21 protein-coding genes are annotated in these 21,399 nt (G+C 51.6%); 8 read left to right on the plus strand and 13 right to left on the minus strand.

All coding sequences use genetic code 11. The annotated features are described in order from the left end of the window. The first annotated feature begins 257 nt into the window (after positions 1-257). From DB032_RS06695 to DB032_RS06705, 7 genes are all read left to right on the plus strand, one after another. Positions 258-830, plus strand: a complete 573-nt coding sequence (locus tag DB032_RS06695; protein WP_107798785.1) for a PAAR domain-containing protein — start codon at positions 258-260, stop codon at positions 828-830. Positions 831-833: 3 nt separating this feature from the next. Next, positions 834-1,682 carry a hypothetical protein gene (locus tag DB032_RS06700; protein WP_199225836.1) on the plus strand — a complete coding sequence of 283 codons (849 nt, stop codon included), beginning with the start codon at positions 834-836 and terminating at the stop codon, positions 1,680-1,682. Next, entirely contained in the window at positions 1,667-2,134 is a 468-nt protein-coding gene (locus DB032_RS23555) for a hypothetical protein (RefSeq protein WP_146176590.1), read from the plus strand. Before DB032_RS06700 ends, DB032_RS23555 begins: the two co-directional genes overlap by 16 nt. Before the next feature lie 59 nt (positions 2,135-2,193). Beyond that, entirely contained in the window at positions 2,194-2,655 is a 462-nt protein-coding gene (locus tag DB032_RS23560; protein ID WP_146176591.1) for a hypothetical protein, read from the plus strand. Positions 2,656-2,728: 73 nt separating this feature from the next. After that, the gene (locus tag DB032_RS23565) at positions 2,729-3,193 is read left to right on the plus strand and encodes a hypothetical protein (protein WP_146176592.1); all 465 of its coding nucleotides are present in this window, start codon (positions 2,729-2,731) and stop codon (positions 3,191-3,193) included. Between the two features lie 169 nt (positions 3,194-3,362). Then, complete coding sequence (locus DB032_RS23570) at positions 3,363-3,731, plus strand: hypothetical protein (protein WP_146176593.1); 369 nt, start codon at positions 3,363-3,365, stop codon at positions 3,729-3,731. A gap of 112 nt (positions 3,732-3,843) precedes the next feature. Beyond that, a complete protein-coding gene (locus DB032_RS06705) occupies positions 3,844-4,500 on the plus strand; it encodes a hypothetical protein (protein ID WP_107798786.1) in 657 nt (218 codons plus the stop codon). Positions 4,501-4,625: 125 nt separating this feature from the next. Here the strand turns inward: DB032_RS06705 and DB032_RS06710 are convergent, their stop codons facing one another. The 3 genes from DB032_RS06710 to DB032_RS06720 form a co-directional block, all read right to left on the minus strand. Further along, complete coding sequence (locus DB032_RS06710; protein ID WP_107798787.1) at positions 4,626-6,401, minus strand: DNA/RNA helicase domain-containing protein; 1,776 nt, start codon at positions 6,399-6,401, stop codon at positions 4,626-4,628. Between the two features lie 64 nt (positions 6,402-6,465). Further along, complete coding sequence (locus DB032_RS06715) at positions 6,466-8,346, minus strand: DUF2075 domain-containing protein (protein WP_107798788.1); 1,881 nt, start codon at positions 8,344-8,346, stop codon at positions 6,466-6,468. Continuing rightward, positions 8,347-8,736: a nucleotide pyrophosphohydrolase gene (locus DB032_RS06720; protein WP_107798789.1), complete on the minus strand. Its 390-nt coding sequence runs from the start codon at positions 8,734-8,736 to the stop codon at positions 8,347-8,349. It abuts the gene before it with no gap. 735 nt (positions 8,737-9,471) lie between these two features. Between DB032_RS06720 and DB032_RS06725 the strand changes: the two genes are divergently transcribed. Then, positions 9,472-10,716: a peroxidase, FMP-type gene (locus tag DB032_RS06725; RefSeq protein ID WP_146176594.1), complete on the plus strand. Its 1,245-nt coding sequence runs from the start codon at positions 9,472-9,474 to the stop codon at positions 10,714-10,716. Between the two features lie 186 nt (positions 10,717-10,902). Here DB032_RS06725 and DB032_RS06730 read toward each other — a convergent pair whose 3' ends face one another. From DB032_RS06730 to DB032_RS06755, 10 genes are all read right to left on the minus strand, one after another. Beyond that, positions 10,903-11,562, minus strand: coding sequence for a hypothetical protein (locus DB032_RS06730; RefSeq protein ID WP_107798791.1), 660 nt, complete (start codon positions 11,560-11,562; stop codon positions 10,903-10,905). 363 nt (positions 11,563-11,925) lie between these two features. Beyond that, the gene (locus DB032_RS23575) at positions 11,926-12,825 is read right to left on the minus strand and encodes a hypothetical protein (RefSeq protein ID WP_146176595.1); all 900 of its coding nucleotides are present in this window, start codon (positions 12,823-12,825) and stop codon (positions 11,926-11,928) included. 617 nt (positions 12,826-13,442) lie between these two features. Beyond that, a complete protein-coding gene (locus tag DB032_RS23580; protein ID WP_146176596.1) occupies positions 13,443-13,709 on the minus strand; it encodes a hypothetical protein in 267 nt (88 codons plus the stop codon). Beyond that, complete coding sequence (locus DB032_RS23585; protein ID WP_146176597.1) at positions 13,706-14,206, minus strand: hypothetical protein; 501 nt, start codon at positions 14,204-14,206, stop codon at positions 13,706-13,708. Before DB032_RS23585 ends, DB032_RS23580 begins: the two co-directional genes overlap by 4 nt. A gap of 120 nt (positions 14,207-14,326) precedes the next feature. Next, the gene (locus tag DB032_RS23590) at positions 14,327-14,947 is read right to left on the minus strand and encodes a hypothetical protein (protein ID WP_146176598.1); all 621 of its coding nucleotides are present in this window, start codon (positions 14,945-14,947) and stop codon (positions 14,327-14,329) included. A gap of 668 nt (positions 14,948-15,615) precedes the next feature. Next, complete coding sequence (locus DB032_RS06735) at positions 15,616-16,695, minus strand: ribonucleotide-diphosphate reductase subunit beta (RefSeq protein ID WP_048410338.1); 1,080 nt, start codon at positions 16,693-16,695, stop codon at positions 15,616-15,618. A 19-nt stretch (positions 16,696-16,714) separates the two neighbouring features. After that, positions 16,715-16,939, minus strand: a complete 225-nt coding sequence (locus tag DB032_RS06740) for a hypothetical protein (protein ID WP_107798792.1) — start codon at positions 16,937-16,939, stop codon at positions 16,715-16,717. 13 nt (positions 16,940-16,952) lie between these two features. Further along, complete coding sequence (locus tag DB032_RS06745; protein WP_019102819.1) at positions 16,953-17,339, minus strand: hypothetical protein; 387 nt, start codon at positions 17,337-17,339, stop codon at positions 16,953-16,955. Between the two features lie 184 nt (positions 17,340-17,523). Next, on the minus strand, positions 17,524-17,904 hold the full coding sequence (locus DB032_RS06750) for a hypothetical protein (RefSeq protein WP_107798793.1): 381 nt from the start codon (positions 17,902-17,904) through the stop codon (positions 17,524-17,526). Between the two features lie 248 nt (positions 17,905-18,152). Next, positions 18,153-21,008: a ribonucleoside-diphosphate reductase subunit alpha gene (locus tag DB032_RS06755; protein ID WP_107798794.1), complete on the minus strand. Its 2,856-nt coding sequence runs from the start codon at positions 21,006-21,008 to the stop codon at positions 18,153-18,155. Positions 21,009-21,399 lie beyond the last annotated feature (391 nt).

The following is a 21,399-nucleotide window of genomic DNA, read 5'->3' on the forward strand; positions in this document are numbered from 1 at the left end:
GCCGGGAGAGGCTTGACCCGGCGCGCGACAAGGTTGCAAGGCCGCGATCTACTACGGCAGCCGTCAGGCTTGGCCTTCTTGCGGGTACGACGAGGGCGCAGCCAGACGAACCTATACAGCGGCGGAGCCGCTAGGTTCGGTTGCCTCCGTATGGACAAATCGGAGCAGGGGACTTCGTTTAGTTGATATCTTAAGAATAATTGCCGAGAATGCCCGTGGCGTGCCGGAAGCTACTTTCTTGAATGGAAAGGAAAACTATGGCTGCGCGCGCAATCGTCCGGGAGGGCGATACCACTTCACATGGCGGCACCGTGCTGGAGTCATTCCCCAACTTCAATATCTATGGCAAGAACGCATCCGGCATCGGCCACCGTGGCTACTGTCCGCAGTGCAAGACAGAGTTCGTCATCGTGGCCGGGGCGCAAAACGTCATCTTCATGGGCAAGAATGTGGCGGTGGAAGGGATGCTCACTTCCTGCGGCGCAGTCCTGATTGCCTCCCAGTCTCAAGCCACGGTAGATACCGACCCTGGCGCAGCCAAGAGGGTGCCGGGGCCGCTGAGCGCGATGATTGCGGCAGGGTCGGCCTTGCCGGCTCAAGGCCCGAACTGGATCGAGTTTGCTCTGCCTGAGCAGGAGAACTACCAAGGCTTGGCTTGCACCATCAACTTTAACGACGGCAGTTCGAAGGAGATGACATTTGACCAGGCCAGCTGTTTGCGGATCGACTCCATTGCGGAGATCGCGGGCATCCATGTTGAAATTCCGGCAAATGAAGACGTTAGCGACGAAAACCTCTCCAGCAAAATCCTTAATCTGATCGAGGGCTGAGACATGAGCGATACCGTAACTTATGGCAGAAGCCGCAGCGCCGGTACTTCCACTACCAGCGGGGCCAGCGCTCCCGAGTATAAGATTGAGTACCGGGGCTATTATCAGGTGAACCAGCGGCATGAGCTGGAGTCCCCGCTCAAGAAAAGCATTGAAGCACTTGAAGCTGCGGCTGCACGTTTTGCAACCGATGCTATCAGTGATGGGAATGTACGGGTTTCTTATCAGAAGAATATTCAGCGGATGTCACAGGCGGTACTTGATGAAGTGGATGCTGGCACTATAACGGCAAAGGAAGGAATGCAATTTGCTAGTAAGATGCGCAATAAAATTATGATGGAGCACCGGGTTATAACTTCAAGGCAAGGTCTTGCTATTGCCGAGGCCCATAAGAAAGTAGGGCTTACGGAAAAGGAGTTGTTAGATATTTATTCAAAGAGATTGTATGGTAAAGACTTCGAAAGATTAACGCGCTCAAAGAAAACTAGTGTTTACTACGCAATAGTCAAGTCAGCAGCGAGTTCAAGTACTAAGTTTGATGTGAAAGCAAAAAAACTTAAAGTGATGGGGAGGGTGGGCTGGGTTGTAACTGCCACACTAGCAACGTATTCGGTGGCCGCAGCGGAGAATAAGAAAAAGGAAGCCATTAGACAAGGAGTTATTATTAGCGGTGGTATGCTGGGAGGAACTGCTGCTGGACTTGCAGTTTCAACTCTTTGTGGTCCAGGTGCTCCATTTTGTGCGATTGCTGTGATCCTAGCGGGGAGTGTTGCTGGCGGGGTATTGTCTGAGGTGGTAGTTGATAGTCTAGATGATGAGCTGGAGGAGTTTGCAAATTGGCAGTTGCAATAAAATATTTCAGTATAGAAGAACGTAATGGCCACCTCTCCAAGTCTGGAGAGGTGGAGTATGTGCTTTTGTGTGAAGGAGAAGATACCGGTATCAAGTCTATTTACTATAATGCTGTTTTTGCCCAATATCAGTTGGAGGAGGGGCGCTATTTTGTTGTGCTGGAAAATGACTCTTGGGAAGATACTAATTATCAGTTTTATCTCTTGAGTTTTGATTTCTCGATTCTAGACTGTGTGCGACAATTTGCTTCTGATGATTGTGAAGAGAGATTTATCGTTGACCATAGGCTTGATGGAGATGAGTTTACTTTCAAAAGAGCCGGTAATGCGAAAAAATATGTCTTGAAAATTGATCATGTAGGAAGGTTTTTTTATTCGACAAGAGACCTGAAGAGTAGGTCGTTTTTTGATTTTCTTCGCCTGAAAAAATATTTTTCACTAACTGAAGTGTAGTGCTGCTATTTAAGGTTTCGATTGTTGTGGTAGGGTAAGGTGTAAAGGAGGGCAAGGTGGTGTCTGAAATAATAAACTTCAGCTTGCTAAAAGATGAGAGGTCATCAAATGATGGGGGTGCTTATTACTTTCTACTGTTTGATGGCAATAGGACAGGAGTAAGAACATATTGTGAAACTATCTTTATTCAGCATCGGTTAGGTGAAGGTGGGCAATTTTTTGTTGTTTTGGAAAATGAGTGTTTGGATGCTGTAAATTATATTGTTTATTTGCTTGATGCCAATCTTCATGTCTTGGATTGCTTGTGTCTGGATTGGTCTGAATTGGATAGGGGGTTTATACAGAGCTATCAGCTGAATGAAGGTGTGTTTTGCTTTGAGAGATCTCTGAGTAATAAAAAATATGCGCTGAAGATTAGCGATGATGGTGAATTTCGTTATTCAGGAAGGGATTTCAAATATAGGGCTTTGCTTGATTTCATCAGGCCACGGAAATTCTTAACCCTGTCAGTGCAGGCATGATGCCTTCTGTTCTTGTAATCTTGATAAAAATGGCGATTGATTGTCTAGATGAAAGGCTAGGGGAGTTTGCAAATTGGCAGTTGCAATAAGCGCTTTCAGCATAGCTAAACGTGATGTCTACCTTTCTGAATCAAGAGATGTTGAGTATACACTTTTGTATGAAGGAGCGGACACTGGTATCAAATCTATCTACTATCACGATATTGTCGTTCAATATAAATTAATGGGTGGGTGTTTTTTTGTTGTGCTGAAGAATGAACATTTTGAGATTGTCAACTATGCTTTTTATCTTTTGGATAAAGGTCTTTCGACTTTGGATTGTGTGAAGCAATTTCAGTCTTATGGGTGTGATGGATTTATGACTGATAAGCATTTTTCGGAGGGAGAGTTTGTTTTCAAAAGATCAGATAACTCCAAGAAGTACTCTTTAAAGATAGATGGTAAAGGAAAGGTTTTTTATTCGTTGAGTGATTTTAAGGGGAGGCCATTTTTTGATTTTTTTCGATTGAGAAAATATTTGCTTTTAACAGAGGTGTAGGGGCTTGTTTTTGAAAAGTGGTTGTCAAATGCTAAGTGGGGCAAGTGTGGGGAGATTTTATTAGATGGTACATTCAATAAATTTGTTTCACTTGCAGAAAGTGAAGCCCTTAAGGGAGGTGGACGAATGCTTTGACTTGATGTTTGATGGTCATGCTACAAGAGTTAGGGTGGATTATGAAACTGTTTTTGCTCAATATAAGATAGATCATTTATTTCTTGTTGTTCTTGAGAATGATTTTTGGGAGGGGACAAATTATCTGTTCTATCTGCTTGATGAGGGTTTTCACGTTGTCGATCGGATTAATTTGAGCGCAACGCCTGAGGATAATGGGTTTATTCAAGAGCATCATCTTCAAGGGAATGGCTTGATTTTTTATAAGTATAAAAGCGGGAAAAGATATGAGTTGTCAGTTCAGAAGGAGGGGCGGGTAAGTTATTCGTTGAATGAGCTAAAACACAGGTCGTGCTTTGGTTTTATGAGACCTAAAAAGTATCTTACACTACGAGATTGGGGAGCTGCTAGTAGAAAATGCTAGGTTTGATTGTTGGTGAAGCCGGGAGCTTCTGTTGAAGTGTAAAATGCCGAGTTCTGCAGGCTAGAGCGGCGATAAAATGGCTTGTTTCTGCTGACCTTACAATGATATGCGCATGAATCATTTTGCGGTTTTACTGTTTCTGCCAACATGGGCCCAGGCTGCTGGGCTGTTTGATGGGTATGAGACCTATTACCGCAGCCTGCCAAATCGCTTATTCCAGTCTTCGGGTATCGAGCTAGAACCTTTCAGCCTGGAGGGGGAACAAGACATCCGATATGTTTGGCAGGGCATGGCAGCGGGAGGCCGTCATAAGGTAGAGCTGAAAGAGGGCAAGATCATCCTGGATGGCAGGACATGGTTGGCCAAGTCGATCAAGGCTTTCCCTGGCGAGGTGGTTAATGCAGGGGATCTGGGGAGGGGGTCTGTGGCGTATTTTGCCACCGGCTGGGCATGCGTGGAAAATACGCCTGCATCGGCCTCGGGTACGGCGGTGAGACATAAGTCGGTCTACCTGTTGCGCTTGGGCAGATCCAAGCCCCAAGGGTGGAAGTTGCCCAGCTTGTTTGCATCTTGCCAGGGCCTTAGGTTTTTGAACGGCCAAGTACGGTTCGACAAGCTTGAGTATCGCTATCAGGGTGGCAAGGATGAGCCGGCTGGGGTGGTACTCAATGAGTACGCGATTAAGTCCGGCCGATTTGTGCCCTTGGCGGGCAAGCATTTCGCTTCCTTTGTGGAGGAGGGGAATGTGTATAGGTTTTTGCTTGACTGATGGAGGCCACGTTTGGGGTGGGGATGCCTGACAGCCGTATCGTCCTGGCGATCATCAGGCACCTGTGCAGTTTTCGATTTCCCCGCTCTGCCGTCCGTCTTATGCGCCATCCTGTATTTTTTGAGTTAGGTTGGTTCAAGTGTTTTTAATTTTTGCAGAGTATTCCTTAATTCCGGGTTTGTTGCGTAAATGAATACGCCTTTCTTGGCGCGGGTAAGCAATACGTAGTAGATATTGCGTACAGCCTTGGCAAATTCTTGCTTCCTCTGCGGTATTGAGATTTCTGGTCTATCCAGCGAATCTTGTAGTGGTTTGTATTTCTGATAACTAGGGCGCACTCTAAGGCCATTGGATGTATGGATTAAATCTGGTCCAATGATCACTCCGACATAGTCATATTCAAAACCTTGAACGGTATAGATTGCGCCAACTTCAGTGTGAAAGCCAGGCCTCTGATTCCAGTCGGCATAGGCCGAGTACTGATTCCAGCGCGCAGTCCAATCTTCGATCTCAATATCGTGGCCCTCGCCAGGCGGGCTATGTATTGTGCTCCAATCCCAACAGTACCCGGCAACCATGCGGCAGCTTGTGTTGCCCTGTGCGCGTTGGCGCAGCAGGTTTTCCATTTGTTGCGGATTGTCTACCAATTGAACTTCAAAGTCTGTGTCCGGCTTGAGGGTGTCGAGCTTGCCATGGTTGAGAAAGCGATCAACCCAAGCGATATAGTTATCGGCCCCTCGGCAACGCAATTGTACGGAGAGGGTATGCTGGATGAGCTGCATGCCTTCTTTTTGGGCGGCAGCAGAGAGGTCGGCGCTGCGGCAGTTCTCGTTGGGCTGTAGCCATTGATTGTCATCGATGAAAAAAACGATGAGTTGCTTATTTTTAAAGAGCTGGGCTAGAAACTTGCCGTTAAGACGATGCGCCTCGTCGACGATTAAATACTTGGTGCTTGCAGGCCCGCCTGCGCTAAAATCCAGGGCGCGCAGGCAGTCTTTGATGGCTGCGGAGATAACATAGTATTTTGGGTTTTTCCGCTGCTGCATGAGATGCCGAATAAGCATCATGGCCAGAACCGTTTTGCCGGTGCCAACTATCCCTTTAATGACGACGCAGCTTCGATGCTTTGTATCATCCAACACGCTGAGAATTTTTCGGAATGTCTGTTCTTGTTCGGCGCTGGGCTCAAATAGGGCGCTGCAATTGAGTTTGTCGCTGAAGTTGGCGATAAAGGCATCGGAGTAATGCAGTACCGGGTTGCACAAAAAGGGAAGAAGAGAACTGGGCTGCTGTAGTTGCCCAAGCACGCTCGCGGCGGCTTCTTGTCCCTGGTTAAGAGTGAGTAGCAACGCATTTTGCAGATGGGAGGCAAAGGGGTGTGACCTTAGCAGATCATCTTCAACTTCCCTGTAATTGTGCAGATAAGCCATGGCATGCATGACTGGCTGATGGGAGCCGAAATCAAGCATGTGCTCAAGCGCGGTCATGTAAACTTGCGCTTGGTCACAAGGGTGCTCCGTTGAGTAAGGCGGTTGAGCATGAACCGTCAGGCTGCGTGGCTCATCGCTTTTACTCAGGCTGATGCTGCCTTGAGACCATTGCTTTAGCTCAATGATGAGGATATGCGTGTTGTCATCCGCGTCAGCGCCAATCAGCACGCAATCTGCTCGTCTAGTGCCTAGCGGCATGGGGTATTCGAGCAAAATGTGCCCGTTGATCCGCTGTGATTCCAGCAAGGCTGCCAGGGCCGGCAAGGAGTGAGTCCATGATGACTTTTCTTGAGGGCTGAGCGGGCTCTGCTCAAAGACTTCTGCATAACGCTGTTCAAGTTCATCTGGAAAGCTTGGGTTTTTGGCTTTTTCACAGAATTCTTGAATGGTCAGTGTGGCGAGTGCGGTCATGTGCTGTTGGCGGCGGTTTCTGTTGCTTGCGTTTTCGCGTGCTGTTTTGTAAGCAAGGGTTGGCTTACTGTAACTTGCTTCTGAAGTAGTCGGCAGTTTCTGGATCCGAACAGTAGAGATAACAACCCTTCATGCCGCGCGTCATCAAGGTGCGATAAGTATTCTTGATGATGCGGTCTGCCAGTGCTTTGGTACCCGCAGGATCTTTCTTGATACGCGTTTTGTAGCCTTTGATGGTTTGATCCATGGAGGAGCGCTGACTGGCGTCGGTGATGACCTGGCCATCGCGGACGATGAGGTCGGGGCCAATGATCACGCCGATGTAGTCGACCTCAAGACCCTGGCAGGTATGGATACAGCCCACTTGGTCAATGGAGTCTGGGGCAATAATCCACACCATGCTGTTGCTGGCCAGATTCCATTGGCGCTGGTAGTGAGAACCAATGACGATGTCCATCTGGCGGGTATCCGTCTTGCTGTTCCATGGCCAACAGTAACCTGCGACAACGCGTGCCTTGTTTTTTCCATTCTTTTTCTCGACAGCCTCATGCATGGCTTCCGGCGTATCAAAAACCTTAAAGTGGTAACTTTGGGTGTTCAGCAGATTATTGGCGGTTTCGCGGATGTCGAGAACATTGTCCAGCCATGCCATGTAGCCATCTGACCCGCTGCAACGGAACTGCGAGCTGAGGGTGAACTCGTGTATCTCCGCTTCCTTGATGGCCGCCCAGTGACGAATCTGCTCCCTGGAGCCAATGTCGCGGAAGGTAACGCGTTGGTCTTCATCAATAAAGAAGACCGTGCACTTGGCGGCGTTGATCAACTCCTTCATCTGGTTCTCGCCCAGATTATTGAACATGCCGCTTTTTTCTGTCAGCCGATGGGACTCGTCAACGAGCAACACATCAAAACTATCCGGCTCCATGGCGTGAAAGCTATCTGAGCCAGTGAACAAGCCGTTAAAGTGGGTCTGTTTAACCGTACCAGTTAGCTTGGCCTTGTAGACATGCCGAGGAGCGGCATTCTTGGAAACATACTTGATGGCTATGCCGGTTTGCAGCAGCTTGACCAGCAGATTGATGGCGATGAGGGTTTTGCCGGTGCCAGGGCCGCCTTCAATGATGATGACTTTGTGTTTGCCCGGGGCTGCCGCCTGCGCAATTTCCTTGATGCTTTCATAAACCAGTTTTTGGTCATTGATCAGGGCAAACTCGGTGTTTCCTTTCATCAGCTGAGCCAGGGAGTCAGCAAACGCCTTGGATGCGCCAATTCGGCTGCTGATGAGTTGCTGCAACACCGCCTGTTGGTCTCCCTTTTGGATGTGTTGGCGCAGAAAGGCAAGCAGCTTGTCTCGTTCGGCTAGCCCTTTACGGAATAATGGCGCCTGTTCGGTGTACTCCTTGAATCGGGCATCCAGGATGGCGTTGTCGTTTTCGGGGTAATTGTGAAGGAAGGCGCACGGTATCACCTTGATGTCGCCGGATGAAACCGACTCATTGAAGCTTTCAAACAGCATGGCGTAGGACCAGGCCTGGTACGAGGGGTGAATGGCCTCATTCAATCCGCCTCCCAGCATGGTGCGTACGATGGCATCCTTGCTGGTCTGCTCAATGCCGCTCCATTGCTTGAGCTCAATGATGACTGCCTTCTTGTTCCCGTATTCGTCATAACCGGTGAGAGTAAAGTCTATGCGGCTCATCGACTGAGGTGCGAATAGTTCGATACCCACTCCCGCACTGGCCGGGATGCTGTCATCACGCAAGATCTTAGCCATTTCCTGCAGCGAGTTCTGCCAGGATTGCTTCTCTTTAGGGCTTACTTTCTTGCCAGTCTTCTCTTGATACTGAATTTCGATCAGGTCTTCGATATAGCGGTCTGCATCCTGAAGGAATTTCTGCTTATCGGCCTGGTAGATGAGGGTATGGGTTGAACTGGACGCTTGCATTCAGATCTCGTTGTATTTCTTGCTGGAGCCGCGGACTTTGTCGGCCGGGTATTTCTGAGTGTTCAACTGCAGCTTTTTGCTGGCCGCATCATTGAGGTCAACGCCCAAGACATCAGCCAGGCGGACAAGGTAGAGCAACACGTCTGCCAGTTCCTCACGTACCTTGTCGGCCGTGGCCGGGTGACTGCCTGCGCTCTTTGAGGCGTCTTCGCTCATCCACTGAAAGATTTCAGTCAGTTCCCCAACCTCCCCGGAGAGAGCCATAACCAGATTCTTGGGGGAGTGGAACTGATGCCAGTCGCGTTCGGCAGCAAAGGTTTCGAGAGCAGAGGCCAGCCTGGAGGTTTCAACCAGAGGCGTGTTGTCGTTGTGGAGGGTTTGGTTCGTCATTGTGTTACTTCCTGCGAGGATAGCTGCGCTTGCAGAATATGTATCTGGGGTTGTGCGCAATACTCTCTATTGTGGACTGACGCGGCACTTGTGGGCAATCCTGGGCGGCCCCGTGTGCTGTAGAAAAATCCGGGTTTCTGGTGGAGGGGGAGCCAATAGCTTGAGAGTCAGGCTGTTATGCGCTGCGTTTCCTAATACGCCGATGCGCGTTGGCCCGTGCAAAGGGGCATCTGCTTCCACCAGTTGCATGATCTTCATTTCTAGCTCCAGCAAGCGTTCCTCAAAGGCAAGTGTCGGCTTGTGGGCTACTGTAGTTTGGCGAAAGCGAAGTGCGGATGGAAGGCGGCTGTACCGCAATCGCCCGGGAGGGCGATATCACCTCCACTGTGCTTGGGTTTCGGTTCTACCGTCCCCATGACCGCATTCTCTCCAAAGATGGTTTCTCAGAAAATTTCGCCTAACTTAGACGTTCTCTATTCACAATAAAATAATCAATAGAATTTGTCTTGACATTGTCATGTCTAGTGCTAGGATTTTTGTATGGCGGAATTTACTTAATTTCATGGCTGAAGATTTGCAGAATATTTCAGCCACGCAAATACAAATTTTGCTAGAAACCCAGCTTTTCATTGGTTTGTTTTTATTTGTACAGTAAGTCCCGTAAAGCTGACACGGCTTTTCTCGTCTTTTCGCTGCACCGCCCTTTATCAAAATGAATGATCATGCGAGGTGTGTATGCCTGAAAACAATGTGGTTCAAACGCCAGCTCCGCCCTATCCGGAATATTCGGATAAAGTACTGGATCAGCCGGCTGATTATGGTGTGCTGAAGCAGCTGGAAGGCACATGGGTTAACTACAATCCGGATAAGACGAATCTGGGATGGGGCTTGCATACCACCTGTATGCCGTCTCCAGGGACAAATTCTGAAACCATTTTCGGCATATTCCACTTCCTCTGTGAAAACTATACCGAAGAACTCACGTTTTCCCTGGTGGATGGCGGGGTGCGGAATCGGGGCGGTACCAACGAGCAGTTTGCGGGCGCGGTGAAATACAATCAAAGCATACAGCGCGTCAGTGACGGCGTGGGCATTCACGAAGAAGATGGCATGTATTTGTGGATGAACCCGATGTACAACCATGCGGCTACTGAAGAATCCGTCATTTCTGATAACGGCTTCCCTGGGATTGCCATTGGCGCCGGCGCCAACGGGCCAAATTACGTGCCGCCTTATTCCATTGCGCGTAGCGGGACTATACCCCATGGCAGTGCGATGATGATCACCGGCGGATTTCAGGCGGACATTCCCGGCAAACCGGAATATCCCACCGGCACCGACTGTTGGACTCAGCCCTTTAGCAACTCGTGGCCAACGACTCCGCCGCCGCAAGACAATAATACGGTGCCGGCTGCCGTTGCTGCCAACCCCGTGCCCCTGGCTGGGTCTCCGCTCGCCATTTCACCCAGCATGGGCGCAGCCGCACTGCTGTCGGTTCAGGAGGGCACGCCGGCCGCGCCGCTTAATCTGGATGAACCCGCGCCGGCTTGGGCGTTTGACAAGTCATTGCCGGCCACCCAGCCGGACAGCAATCTGACTTATTTCCAACGGATTGTCGCTGACCCAAACTACCCCTATTCCGTACGCCCGGATTTGCGGCTGCGTGATGTGATCAAAGACCAGCGCATCAAAAAATACACGCTGATTCAGCTCAGCAGCAAGCACAATGGTGGGCCGCAAGGTGGGATTTTAAACACCCCCTTTGTGAGCGCCTTTGCCAATGTTACTGAGATGAATCTGAATTTGTGGATACAAACGGTGATCGACAGTGACGGCTGTGAGGTGTTGCAGCTTCAATATGAACAAGTGCTGTTTTTTGAGTTCATGTTCGGCTCCAACGGCCAGGTGACGCGCTGGCCGCATATCCAGGTCAATACTTTGAGAAAGAAGCCGACGGGTAGGTCGCATTTAAACTACTAGGACTCTTTTGACGAAAACACCGCTTCGCAATAGTGAAGCGGTGTTTCTTATTACGCTGCGCGATTAGCCGACTAAGAGTGGCTAACAAAACTCAGTTTTACGGCTGAGGCAAGGCGGGCCGAGGCAGACAGTACCTTGAGTACGGCAAGTCGGCGCAACGCAGCATCAGGGCTTTTGTGAGCCGCTCTAACTGCCTATGCGCTCCGCCAAACGCAACTGGCAGGCGGTGGCTAGCTTCACCAGTTCCGCCTTGCTGACCGGCATCTTGCCGGGCGGGGCGATCAGCTCCGCCAGGCCGCTAAGCGTGGAGACGCTGCTATCCAGGCCGATCAACCTGCCGTGTGGCCAGCGCTGCTGGTTGTTGGGCGCGTAATCCAGCATCACCACCCAGCGTGAATGCAGCCACGGGCCGGGTTCGCGCAGCACGGTGTCCAGCACCGCGCGGCTGACCTGTTGCGCCGCCTCCGCGGCGAGGGCGAGCGCCAGGTCCAGGGTTTCCGCGGTGCCAGCCGCGCCGGCCTGATGCAGCAAGGCCGGGCGGGTTTCCTCCAGCCACCAGCGCCGCAGCCGCCGCGCGCCGGGCTTCTTGATGCGGCGGAACACCTCGTTCAGTTCTCCCTCGGACAGGCACAACACCGGCTCCGCCGCGTCCGTCAGGCTGAAGGATTGTCCCAGCGGCTCGCCCAAGGCCTGCTGCAAATCCTTCACCTCCAGCTTCATGGACGCAGCCACCTCCGCCGCGACAAACCAGAACCCCTCGGGCCGCCGCAGCACCCGCATGGACAAATCCTTGGCGAAATCCAGCCGCAGCGGCGTATTTACTTCCAGGCCGATAGCCGCATTCATGGCCGAGCCTCCCCAGTGAGGCGCGCAAACCGCGCTGCCAAAAACGCATGGCGATACGCGGCACGCAGTCGCAAGCAGGCATGTGATAGGCGGTGGGGAGAGTAAATAAGGGAAGGGGAGATAGAGACGACAAATATAAGACGAGCATCCATAGCGATGTCTCCAAACGGCTTGCCCGACCAAGCATTGCGAGCGCAAGGGCGCGTTGAGATGCAATGCGTGGGCGTGTTGAACAACCACGGCTTTCGGGCGTGGGCCACCGCTAACGGAGGTGTGTTGAGCACCGTGTGAAAATATAACAGCTAATTCGGTATCTGAAAATCCAACATGGAAAAATGGGCGGTAATTACAGGTAATCGTTGGCTATTTTTTCAGGGGCCCCTTTTGACTTGGTGGGTTTGTGGTTTCTGATCTTGATTTTGTAGATATTATTGCTGTTAATGCCATCAGTGACTCAAGCGTGAATCGCCTGTAGAATTTCACGAAGGCCAGATAGAATAAATAGGATGCCATGAAGGAGGATGATATACATATGAGGTTGATCATTGAAAAATGTAATTTTTCTATATCATATATAAGTAGTGCTTCAATGTTTTTTGCAATAAGAACAAGTGTTAGTAGACTTGCTAGTAGAGAGAATGAGCGTAGTAGGCCATATATTGCAACGTAATTTTGTGTTTTTCCAAAGTGATTCGTTGAATGCTCAGTTATGTAGTGATAGATGAGGCGGTGGATGTCATTGTTTTTTGTGGGGTTGTAGTTTCTCACTCCTTCTAGTTTTAGCATTTCATTTATCTTTGTTTTTATGGTTGTTATTAAGAATGCATCGAGCTTTTTTGCATACAAGCTCCTGATGCTCAATGTTTTGTCTAGCAAAAAATCAGCAATGCATATAGGTAGGATCGATAGTGAAATTAGTAGCCTTAGTATTCTTCTCTGGGTTTCTAATTCCTCGTCCTTAGTGTCCAAATAGCTCTTGAATACTCCATCCCCAAGTAAATATCTTGTTGGGTATCCAATTGTTCGTGTTGAGTAATGTTCAACTGTTATGGAAGATATGTAATTGAAAAGATGGCCTGCAACATATGAAATTATAGCAATGTTGGCAAGTTCGGTGGCGTTCGCATTTTTTATGCTTAGTGTTGGTATTTGATCAACTGGAAGAAAAATTGAAAGGCAGAGTTGGCAGAGCAATAAAGATGCATAGCCGGGGATGAGATATCCTAAAAAATCATACAGAGAAAATGGATTTTGCTTTGGCATTCTGATCGGCTTCGTGATGAATATTCATAGTGATTGCTTTAGATGAATATTAGACACGGAAAGTAGGAGTGCCATAAATAATTGAAAACTAAGTATTATTACTCATTTTGGCTGTGTTGAGTGAGTGTGACGGCTGATGTTTTATGGAGCCGAACTGGTAGATTTAGTCTTTTAGATTGATTTGAATTTTTGGTAGAGTGCAACCATCCGGTGATGGATAGAAAACAGAATTGAATAGATATGCCATGTTTTTTTCAGTGCAAGTTGGTTTTCTAGCCAACCTCAGAGTTTTAAGTTGCCATCTGTTCAAGTGAAGCGATGCCAATGCCGAACAATTTTGGCTGCATCTGTGGTGTATCATTTTGGGTAAAGTCGATGGTCCTCTGGTATTGACTACCAAGCGATGATGGACACGCTGATTTTTAGCGACTATATCCCGACCGAGAAGAAGGTCACTATGCAGGCCAGTCTAGTGGACAACTTCAGTAAGACGGTGGTCGCCCCAGCCGAAGGCGGCGGAGGTAGTGCAGAAGCTCGCGGGAGAAATACCCCAAACGTGCCCAAGCATTTATCGAAGTGTTGGAGCCGTTTGGGGGCGATTTGGCAACGCTGTATTGCTAGCCGACAAAGCGCTCTTTTAAAACTTCATGGCAACGCTGGGCGACTGTTGCAAATGGCCAGATAAGTAAGGCTAGCACTCCACAAAACAGCCAAAGCAAGACCCCCTTAGGCCACCAATCTTCAAGTGGGACCTTGTTAGAAGTCTTGATCAAGTCAGGTATAACATCTCCCAATACAAAGAGATAGAAACCAGAAACGATAAAACTCAGGGCCCCTACAAACACTACTTGATAAGTTTTCCAAGTATGAATCGGCTTTTTCATGAGATGAGCTTGATTAGGCTAGCAAAAACAGCTTGTGGGTTATCGCAGGCCATTTCAATCAGTTTGTTTGTGAAAGTTTTAAGTGCCTCACCTGGCAGCGCTTTCAGGGTATTGACAAAGTGTTTTTTATCTTCTGATGGGATGTCGGATTCCATAATTTTTGCCTCCAAAACATCCCGGATTGTATCTGCATGAAGCTTAACTGTCACAGTACCTAAGATTGCAGAAAGTCCTCCATCATCCGCCAAAAAATCTAACCCTTTGGCCGTTGCTTTGTAGAAGCACCCTTGTTGTTGAGAGCTAGGTGTGCACTTTGTGTTTTGATGCTCAACAAGACCGTGCTCAACAAAATATTGAACAGTACCATCAACCAAGTGTTGACAGTCTGAAAAACTCGATGGCAGTCGCTGTTTAAGTGTTCCCATATCTATGGTATTAGGATAGTGGTTGGACAAGACATTGAGAATTGCATTTTGAAGTAATCGATTTAGTTTCATTGGCTTGCTCCTGGATTATGGTATGGTCAAGTTTTCCACAAACTTCCTCGTGGATGTCGCGTTGCAGGCGGCTGAGTAGTACCATCAGGTCGAGCTGCTATCGATATTATGCAACAGTTCCTATTTTTGGGTGAGGCCTTGGCATGCTTCTTCAAATAGCTTAACTGTCCATGTCTGTGCATTTATTTCTTGGCATATTTTAATGTTTTCTTTTGTCGGAGGGATTGATGCTTTTGAGCAAGCGATGTATTGCTGGGGGTGTCTTGTTTCACTTAGTGACATAGTTTGCTCTAGTTCTGCGATGCAAACCTCTGACATCATCTTGTCTTGTGGTAGGTTGTAATTGAAAATTGGTGCGTAAAATTTACCTTTCACTGCTTTGAACGTTATGTCGTAATACCCTTGGAAATTTTTTATCGTCATATTGATGAGATTAGGTGCAATGATTGCAGGGATTACATTTTCATAATTTTGAAATGTAATCCTTACGGTTTTCTCGCCTGGTAACATTCCGACATAAGGGCCAAATGGATGGCCTTGTGGAAAGTATGTTTTTATAATCTTGTTGTCAATGTGAGTGGTGGTGATCGATGGACTATTAAGATTTGCTCTGTTCAGCGGTGAGTAGATTGCAATTTCACTATTGGGGAGAACGGGGCCTTCATACATGTTTGATATGTTGGTTGCACAGCCCGATATGGATATAACTGCTGAAATTATTGATACGGCTTTTAGGTTCATTGTGTTTTAGCTTGATTGTGGTTTAAGTAAGTTAGTCTGATTTTACAACCTCACACCATGAGTGCATTTCAGTAAAGGTCATTGTATATGGCTGGGTGTTTTTGGCTGCCTTCTTGTAGAATATTGCTATTTTTTTCGAAGCATTTTTTAGTTCCAATAAAATCAACAAACAATATCACGTTTTTATTATTGCTAATCCTGCCGATGAAGGCGGGTATAATTGGTAGTGATCTGCTGTGTCATGACTCAATTGTAGTGACCTTGTTCTTTAAAATATTTAAGCCGGAAGTTGATTCATCCGTTTCGTTTGCACTTGCTTTTTCTATGAGCCAATTATTTGAATGGCTTAAGTCAAGTTGTTCTATTTTTCATCAATGCTTTTGCGTGCGATTAATATATTTCTGCCATCAGTTGGCTAAAATTTTCTGACAATTATTCAAAGAAGTTCCTTGATTTTTGCTAGAGAAAATTTGCCGAATCTCATTTAATTTATCTTCGGCTTCTATAGGCAAAGTGCTGCTTATACTTTAAATAAAATGTATGATTAAAGGCATCAATTTTGTTTTCCGCATTAATTGCAATATTTTCAGTCATGTGAATAAAGCATAAAAAAGGCACACTTAAAAGTGTGCCTTTTGCATAAAATCCTGTCAACAATCTATGTCAAATCAATCCCAGCTCAACGCCCCGCCAGTCTGGTACTCAGTAACCCGCGTCTCAAAGAAGTTCTTCTCCTTCTTCAAGTCAATCATCTCGCTCATCCACGGGAAGGGGTTGTTCACACCGGGGTAGAGCTGGTCCAGGCCAATCTGCTGCATGCGGCGGTTGGCGATGAAGCGCAGGTATTCCTTGAACATGCTGGCGTTCAGGCCCAGCACGCCGCGCGGCATGGTGTCTTCGGCGTAAGCGTATTCCAGTTCCACCGCGTGCTTGAACAGTTCGGTGATCTCGGCCTTGAAGCTTTCGGTCCAGATTTCCGGCTGTTCCAGCTTGATGGTGTTGATCAGGTCGATGCCAAAGTTGCAGTGCATGGACTCGTCGCGCAGGATGTACTGGTACTGTTCCGCGGCGCCGGTCATTTTGTTCTGGCGGCCCAGCGCCAGGATTTGCACAAAGCCCACATAGAAGAACAGGCCTTCCATGATGCAGGCAAACACGATTAGGGATTTGAGCAGCTTCTGGTCGTTTTCCAGTGTGCCGGTCTTGAAGGCCGGGTCGCACAGTACGTCGATGAAGGGGATCAGGAATTCATCTTTGTCGCGGATGGATTTGATTTCGTTGTAGGCGTTGAAGACTTCGCCTTCGTCCAGGCCCAGGCTTTCCACGATGTATTGGTAGGCGTGGGTGTGGATGGCTTCGTCAAAGGCCTGGCGCAGCAGGAACTGGCGGCATTCCGGGCTGGTGATCTGGCGGTAGGTGCCCAGCACGATGTTGTTGGCGGCCAGGGAGTCCGCGGTCACGAAGAAGCCGAGGTTGCGCTTGACGATGCGCATTTCGTCTTCGGTCAGCTGGCCGGTTTTCCACTGTTCGATGTCGCGCTGCATGTTCACTTCTTGCGGCATCCAGTGGTTGGCGCATTGGGCCAGGTATTTTTCCCATGCCCATTTGTGTTTAAAGGGCACGAGCTGGTTGACGTCGGTGGTGCCGTTGATCACTTTTTTGTCCACCACGTTGACGCGGCCGGCGGCGTTGGCGCCCGCGGAGGGGGCGGCCGGTTTGGTTTCGATGGTGTCGTCAAAGTTCAGCATTAAGGGCTCCTGTCTGGATTTACTCCGCGTCCGGCGCGGTGATTTGGGGCGGCAGCGGCTGCTTGTCGCCAGCCAGGCTGGGGCTGAGCGGCAGGCTGCTTTTGCGCAGTATTTGTATCTGGCGCGGCGCGGCGACAAGTGCCGGCACCGGGTCCAGGTCCACGTGCAGGCTGCCCAGTTTGCGGTAGCCTGCGTCTTTGCCATTTTCGCCATGGCGGGCGATACAGAATGCGGTGGCGCTCATGAGCGGCGTCCTTTCAGAAGCGCAGCTGTTGGCTGAGGCGGTGGATCAGCTGGCGTTCGCTGCTTTCCTCCTGCTCCACCTGGCTGCCGCGCGGCTGCCGCAGCTTCAGCAGCTGGCGGTATTGCCGGTTGGCTTGTTCTATGTCTTGCTTGAGCAGCTCTATTTGCTGCTGCAGTTCTTCCGGCTGGCAGTACACCACCAGCGCGTCCGCTTCCACCCAGGCTTTGCGCCACACTTTCTGGCGCGGCAGGCGGCGGGCTTCGTTGAACAGGTCCTTCCATTCGCAGGGCGGGGCCTGGTTCAGCGTCAGGTACATATTGAACAGCACAAACTGCTTGTCAGGGTTGTGGGTTCTTTGTTCGCAAAACCCGTTGATCCGGATGTTTTCAAACGTTTGCATCTGACCTCCTGCTGAAGCCTGGCTTGTGGCGGCGGGGCCGTGGGCCTCGTCTTCCTGGAACCCGCTCAACACCCGCCGCGCTTGCTTGCTTGGCCTTGAGCTGTTTCCGTCGCCCGCATCGCGGGCCGGCGGCGTTTCCATCCCGAAGCCGCCTGAGGGCAAGCGGCTTGAGGCTGGGCGCTACTTACTGCTGCGGCGCGTCCTGGTACTGCACCAGGCCGTAAATCTTCCACTGGCCGTCCACCCGTTTCAGGTGGTAGCCGGTGCAGTATTCCCAGGCCGGCTGGTCCTGGCGTTGCACAATCCAGCGCACGCGGGCGCTGGCGGCGTCTTCGCCAAAATTCAGCACGCTGTCTAGCTGGTGGCTGGCGCTGAGAAAGCCCTGGCTGCGGTACCACGCCAGCAAGGCGGTGGTGGTGTCGCGCAGCGATGCCATGTCTTCCCAGCTGCTCAGGTCTCCCTGGTGGATGGCGGTGAAGGGCACGGTGAAGTGCGCGGTCACTTGGGGCACATCCAGCTGGCTGTAGCCAACGGCGTAGCTGTTGAAAAATTCCTCTATGTTCATCCGGTTTCCCCTGGTTTTGTGTGTGTGCGGCTTCCCTTGCCCTTACGGTCTGGCGCGGGTTGTTGCTGCGTTCCCCATTGGCCAGCCGTCTGGACGGGCAGGCGGCTGGCCAATGGGTGGGGCGGCCGGATTGTGGGGCCATTTCACAGCCGGCTGCGGGCAGGGGGCTGTGAGATGGAGCCTGGCCGGGGCCAGGCTGGACCAGCCCCGAGGGGCCGGCCGTTCAAGCCAGGATGGCTGCTTCCGCCTTATTGGCAGCTCTCGCAATCCGGGTTGTCGATGCTGCAGAACTTGGCGTCGGTGGCCGGGGTGTTGTCCACCATGGCTTCCGGAGCCGCGGCCGCTTGGCTGTGGCTGTTGGACACCGCGTTCAGTTCGCCGCCGCGGCCGGTGGATTTCTCGGCGCTGGTGGCGGCCAGGGTGCGCAGGTAGTAGGTGGTTTTCAGGCCGCGCAACCAGGCGTGCTTGTACAGCTCGTCCAGTTTCTTGCCGGAAGCGCCCGCCATGTACAGGTTCAGGGACTGAGCCTGGTCGATCCACTTCTGGCGGCGGGAGGCCGCTTCCACCAGCCAGCGCGGGTCCAGTTCAAAGGCGGTGGCGTAGATGGCTTTCAGCTCGGCCGGCACGCGGTCGATCTGGCCCAGGCTGCCGTCAAAGTATTTGAGGTCGGCCACCATCACTTCGTCCCACAGGCCGGCGGCTTTCAGATCGCGCACCAGGTATTCGTTGGTGACGGTGAATTCGCCGGACAGGTTGGATTTGACGAACAGGTTCTGGTAGGTCGGTTCGATGCTCGCCGATACGCCGATGATGTTGGCGATGGTGGCGGTGGGCGCGATGGCCAGGCAGTTGCTGTTGCGCATGCCGTGGGTTTTCACGCGTTCACGCAGCGCGTTCCAGTCCATGCGTTCGCTGCGGTCCACTTCCAGGAAGCCGCCGCGTTCGGCCGCCAGCAGGTTGATGCTGTCGTGCGGCAGGATGCCGCGGTCCCACAGGCTGCCCTTGTAGGACGGGTAGCGGCCGCGTTCTTCCGCCAGTTCGGTGGACGCCCAGTAAGCGTAGTAGGCCACCATTTCCATGGATTCGTCGGCAAACTCCACCGCGGCGTCGGAGCCGTAGGCCACGCGCTTCTGGTGCAGGCAGTCCTGGAAGCCCATGATGCCCATGCCCACCGGACGGTGTTTCAGGTTGGAGTTGCGCGCCTTCTTCACCGGGTAGAAGTTGATGTCGATCACGTTGTCCAGCATGCGCAGGGCGATGCGGATGGTGCGCTGCAGTTTTTCGGAGTCCAGGCTGCCGTCGGCCTTCAGGTGGGCGGACAGGTTGACGGAACCCAGGTTGCAGACCGCGATTTCGTCCTCATTGGTGTTGAGGGTGATCTCGGTGCAAAGGTTGGAGCTGTGCACCACGCCCATGTGCTGCTGCGGGCTGCGGATGTTGCACGGGTCCTTGAAGGTCATCCAAGGGTGGCCGGTTTCAAACAGCATGGTCAGCATTTTGCGCCACAGGGACAGCGCCGGGATGCGCTTGTACACCTTGAGTTCGCCGCGCTCGCCCATGGCTTCGTATTCTTTGTAGCGCTTCTCGAAGGCCGCGCCGTACAGGTCGTGCAGGTCCGGGGCTTCGGACGGGGACAGCAGGGCCCAGTCCGCGCCTTCCATCACGCGCTTCATGAACAGGTCCGGAATCCAGTTGGCGGTGTTCATGTCGTGGGTGCGGCGGCGGTCGTCGCCGGTGTTCTTGCGCAGCTCCAGGAATTCTTCAATGTCCGCGTGCCAGGTTTCCAGGTAGGCGCAGACGGCGCCTTTGCGCTTGCCGCCCTGGTTCACCGCCACGGCGGTGTCGTTGACCACTTTCAGGAACGGCACCACGCCTTGGGATTTGCCGTTGGTGCCCTTGATGTGGGAGCCCATGGCGCGCACGGAGGTCCAGTCATTGCCCAGGCCGCCGGCAAACTTGGACAGCAGGGCGTTTTCCTTGATGCCTTCGTAGATGCCGTCCAGGTCGTCGGCAATGGTGGTCAGGTAGCAGCTGGACAGCTGGCTGCGACGGGTGCCGGAGTTGAACAGGGTGGGGGTGGACGACATGAAGTCGAAGCTGGAGAGCACGTTGTAGAACTCGATGGCGCGCTCTTCGCGGTTCACTTCGTTCAGCGCCAGGCCCATGGCCACGCGCATGTAGAAGGCCTGCGGCATTTCGATGCGGTTGCCGTCCACGTGCAGGAAGTAGCGGTCAAACAGGGTTTGCAGGCCCAGGTAGCCAAACTTCAGGTCGCGGTTGGCGTCCAGCGCGGCGCCCATTTTTTTCAGGTCGTATTCGCCCAGTTTTTCATCCAGCAGTTCGGCGTCGATGCCGTTCTTGATGAAGGTGGGGAAGTACAGCGCGTACTGCTTGGCCATTTCTTCCTGGCTGACGGCTTCGCCCAGGATTTCCAGGCGGATATTGTTCAGCAGCAGGCGGGCGGTCACGTAATCGTAAGCCGGGTCCTGCTCAATCATGGAGCGGGCGGCCAGAATGGCGGATTTGTTGACTTCGTCTTCGCTGACGCCGTCGTAGATGTTCTTCAGGGTTTCGCTCAGGATGGCGTCGATATCGATGCCGGCCAGGTTCTGGCTGGCGGATTCGATGGTGGCGCGCAGGCGGGCGATGTCCAGCGGCAGCTTGCGGCCGTCTTTGCGCACCACGTTGATCTGCACCTGGGTCAGCGCTTCGCCGCGGGCGGCGCGCTCTTGGGCGCGCTGTTCGCGGTACAGCACGTAGGCGCGGGCTACATCATGCTCGCCAAAGCGCATCAGAGACAGTTCCACTTGGTCCTGGATGTCTTCAATGTGGATGGCGCCGCCTTCCGGCTTGCGGCGCATCAGGGCGCTGGCCACTTGTTCGCTCAGCTGGGCGACTTTTTCGCGCAGGCTGGCGGAGGTGGCGCCTTGATGGCCCATGACGGCCAGGAAGGCTTTGGTCATGGCGATGGAGATCTTGACGGGCTCGAACGGCACCACCGCACCGTTGCGACGGATGGTTTTGTACTGGCTGAAATCGGCCTTGGGCGCGGCTGCGCGGCCGAGTTCTGCGGCGGTCTGCCCTTCAAAGGTGGTCAATTGCATGTAGCCCTCGATAAGGTGGGTGGTTGCGTCCTTCCGTTGCTGCGTTTCCCGAGGGGCAGGCCGGCTGTGGACAAATCTGTTGAAAAGCTGTGCGCGAGCTGTGGGTAAACACAATATGTATTGTTTGTAGCTCGCGGAACACCCAAATTCTAGTGTTGAGTATGGGGCAGTACAAGTCTTGACAGCGGAAGATTTAATGGCTGTTTTGGCGCGGACGAGGGGCGAAAGCCCGTGGTTGTTGGCTTTGCGGGGCCTGAGATTTTTTTTTGGCCGGCCGACACATTTCACTCTGTAGGCAGGAAACCTTGCTGAAACAAGCCGCAGCGGGGAGGGCGGCGCGGGCCACTAGATGTTGTGGATTTGCATCAGGGCGCGGACGGCGTCGCGCGGG

Origin of the sequence: Chromobacterium sp. Panama (genome assembly GCF_003052555.1) — a bacterium.
Classification (GTDB): domain Bacteria; phylum Pseudomonadota; class Gammaproteobacteria; order Burkholderiales; family Chromobacteriaceae; genus Chromobacterium.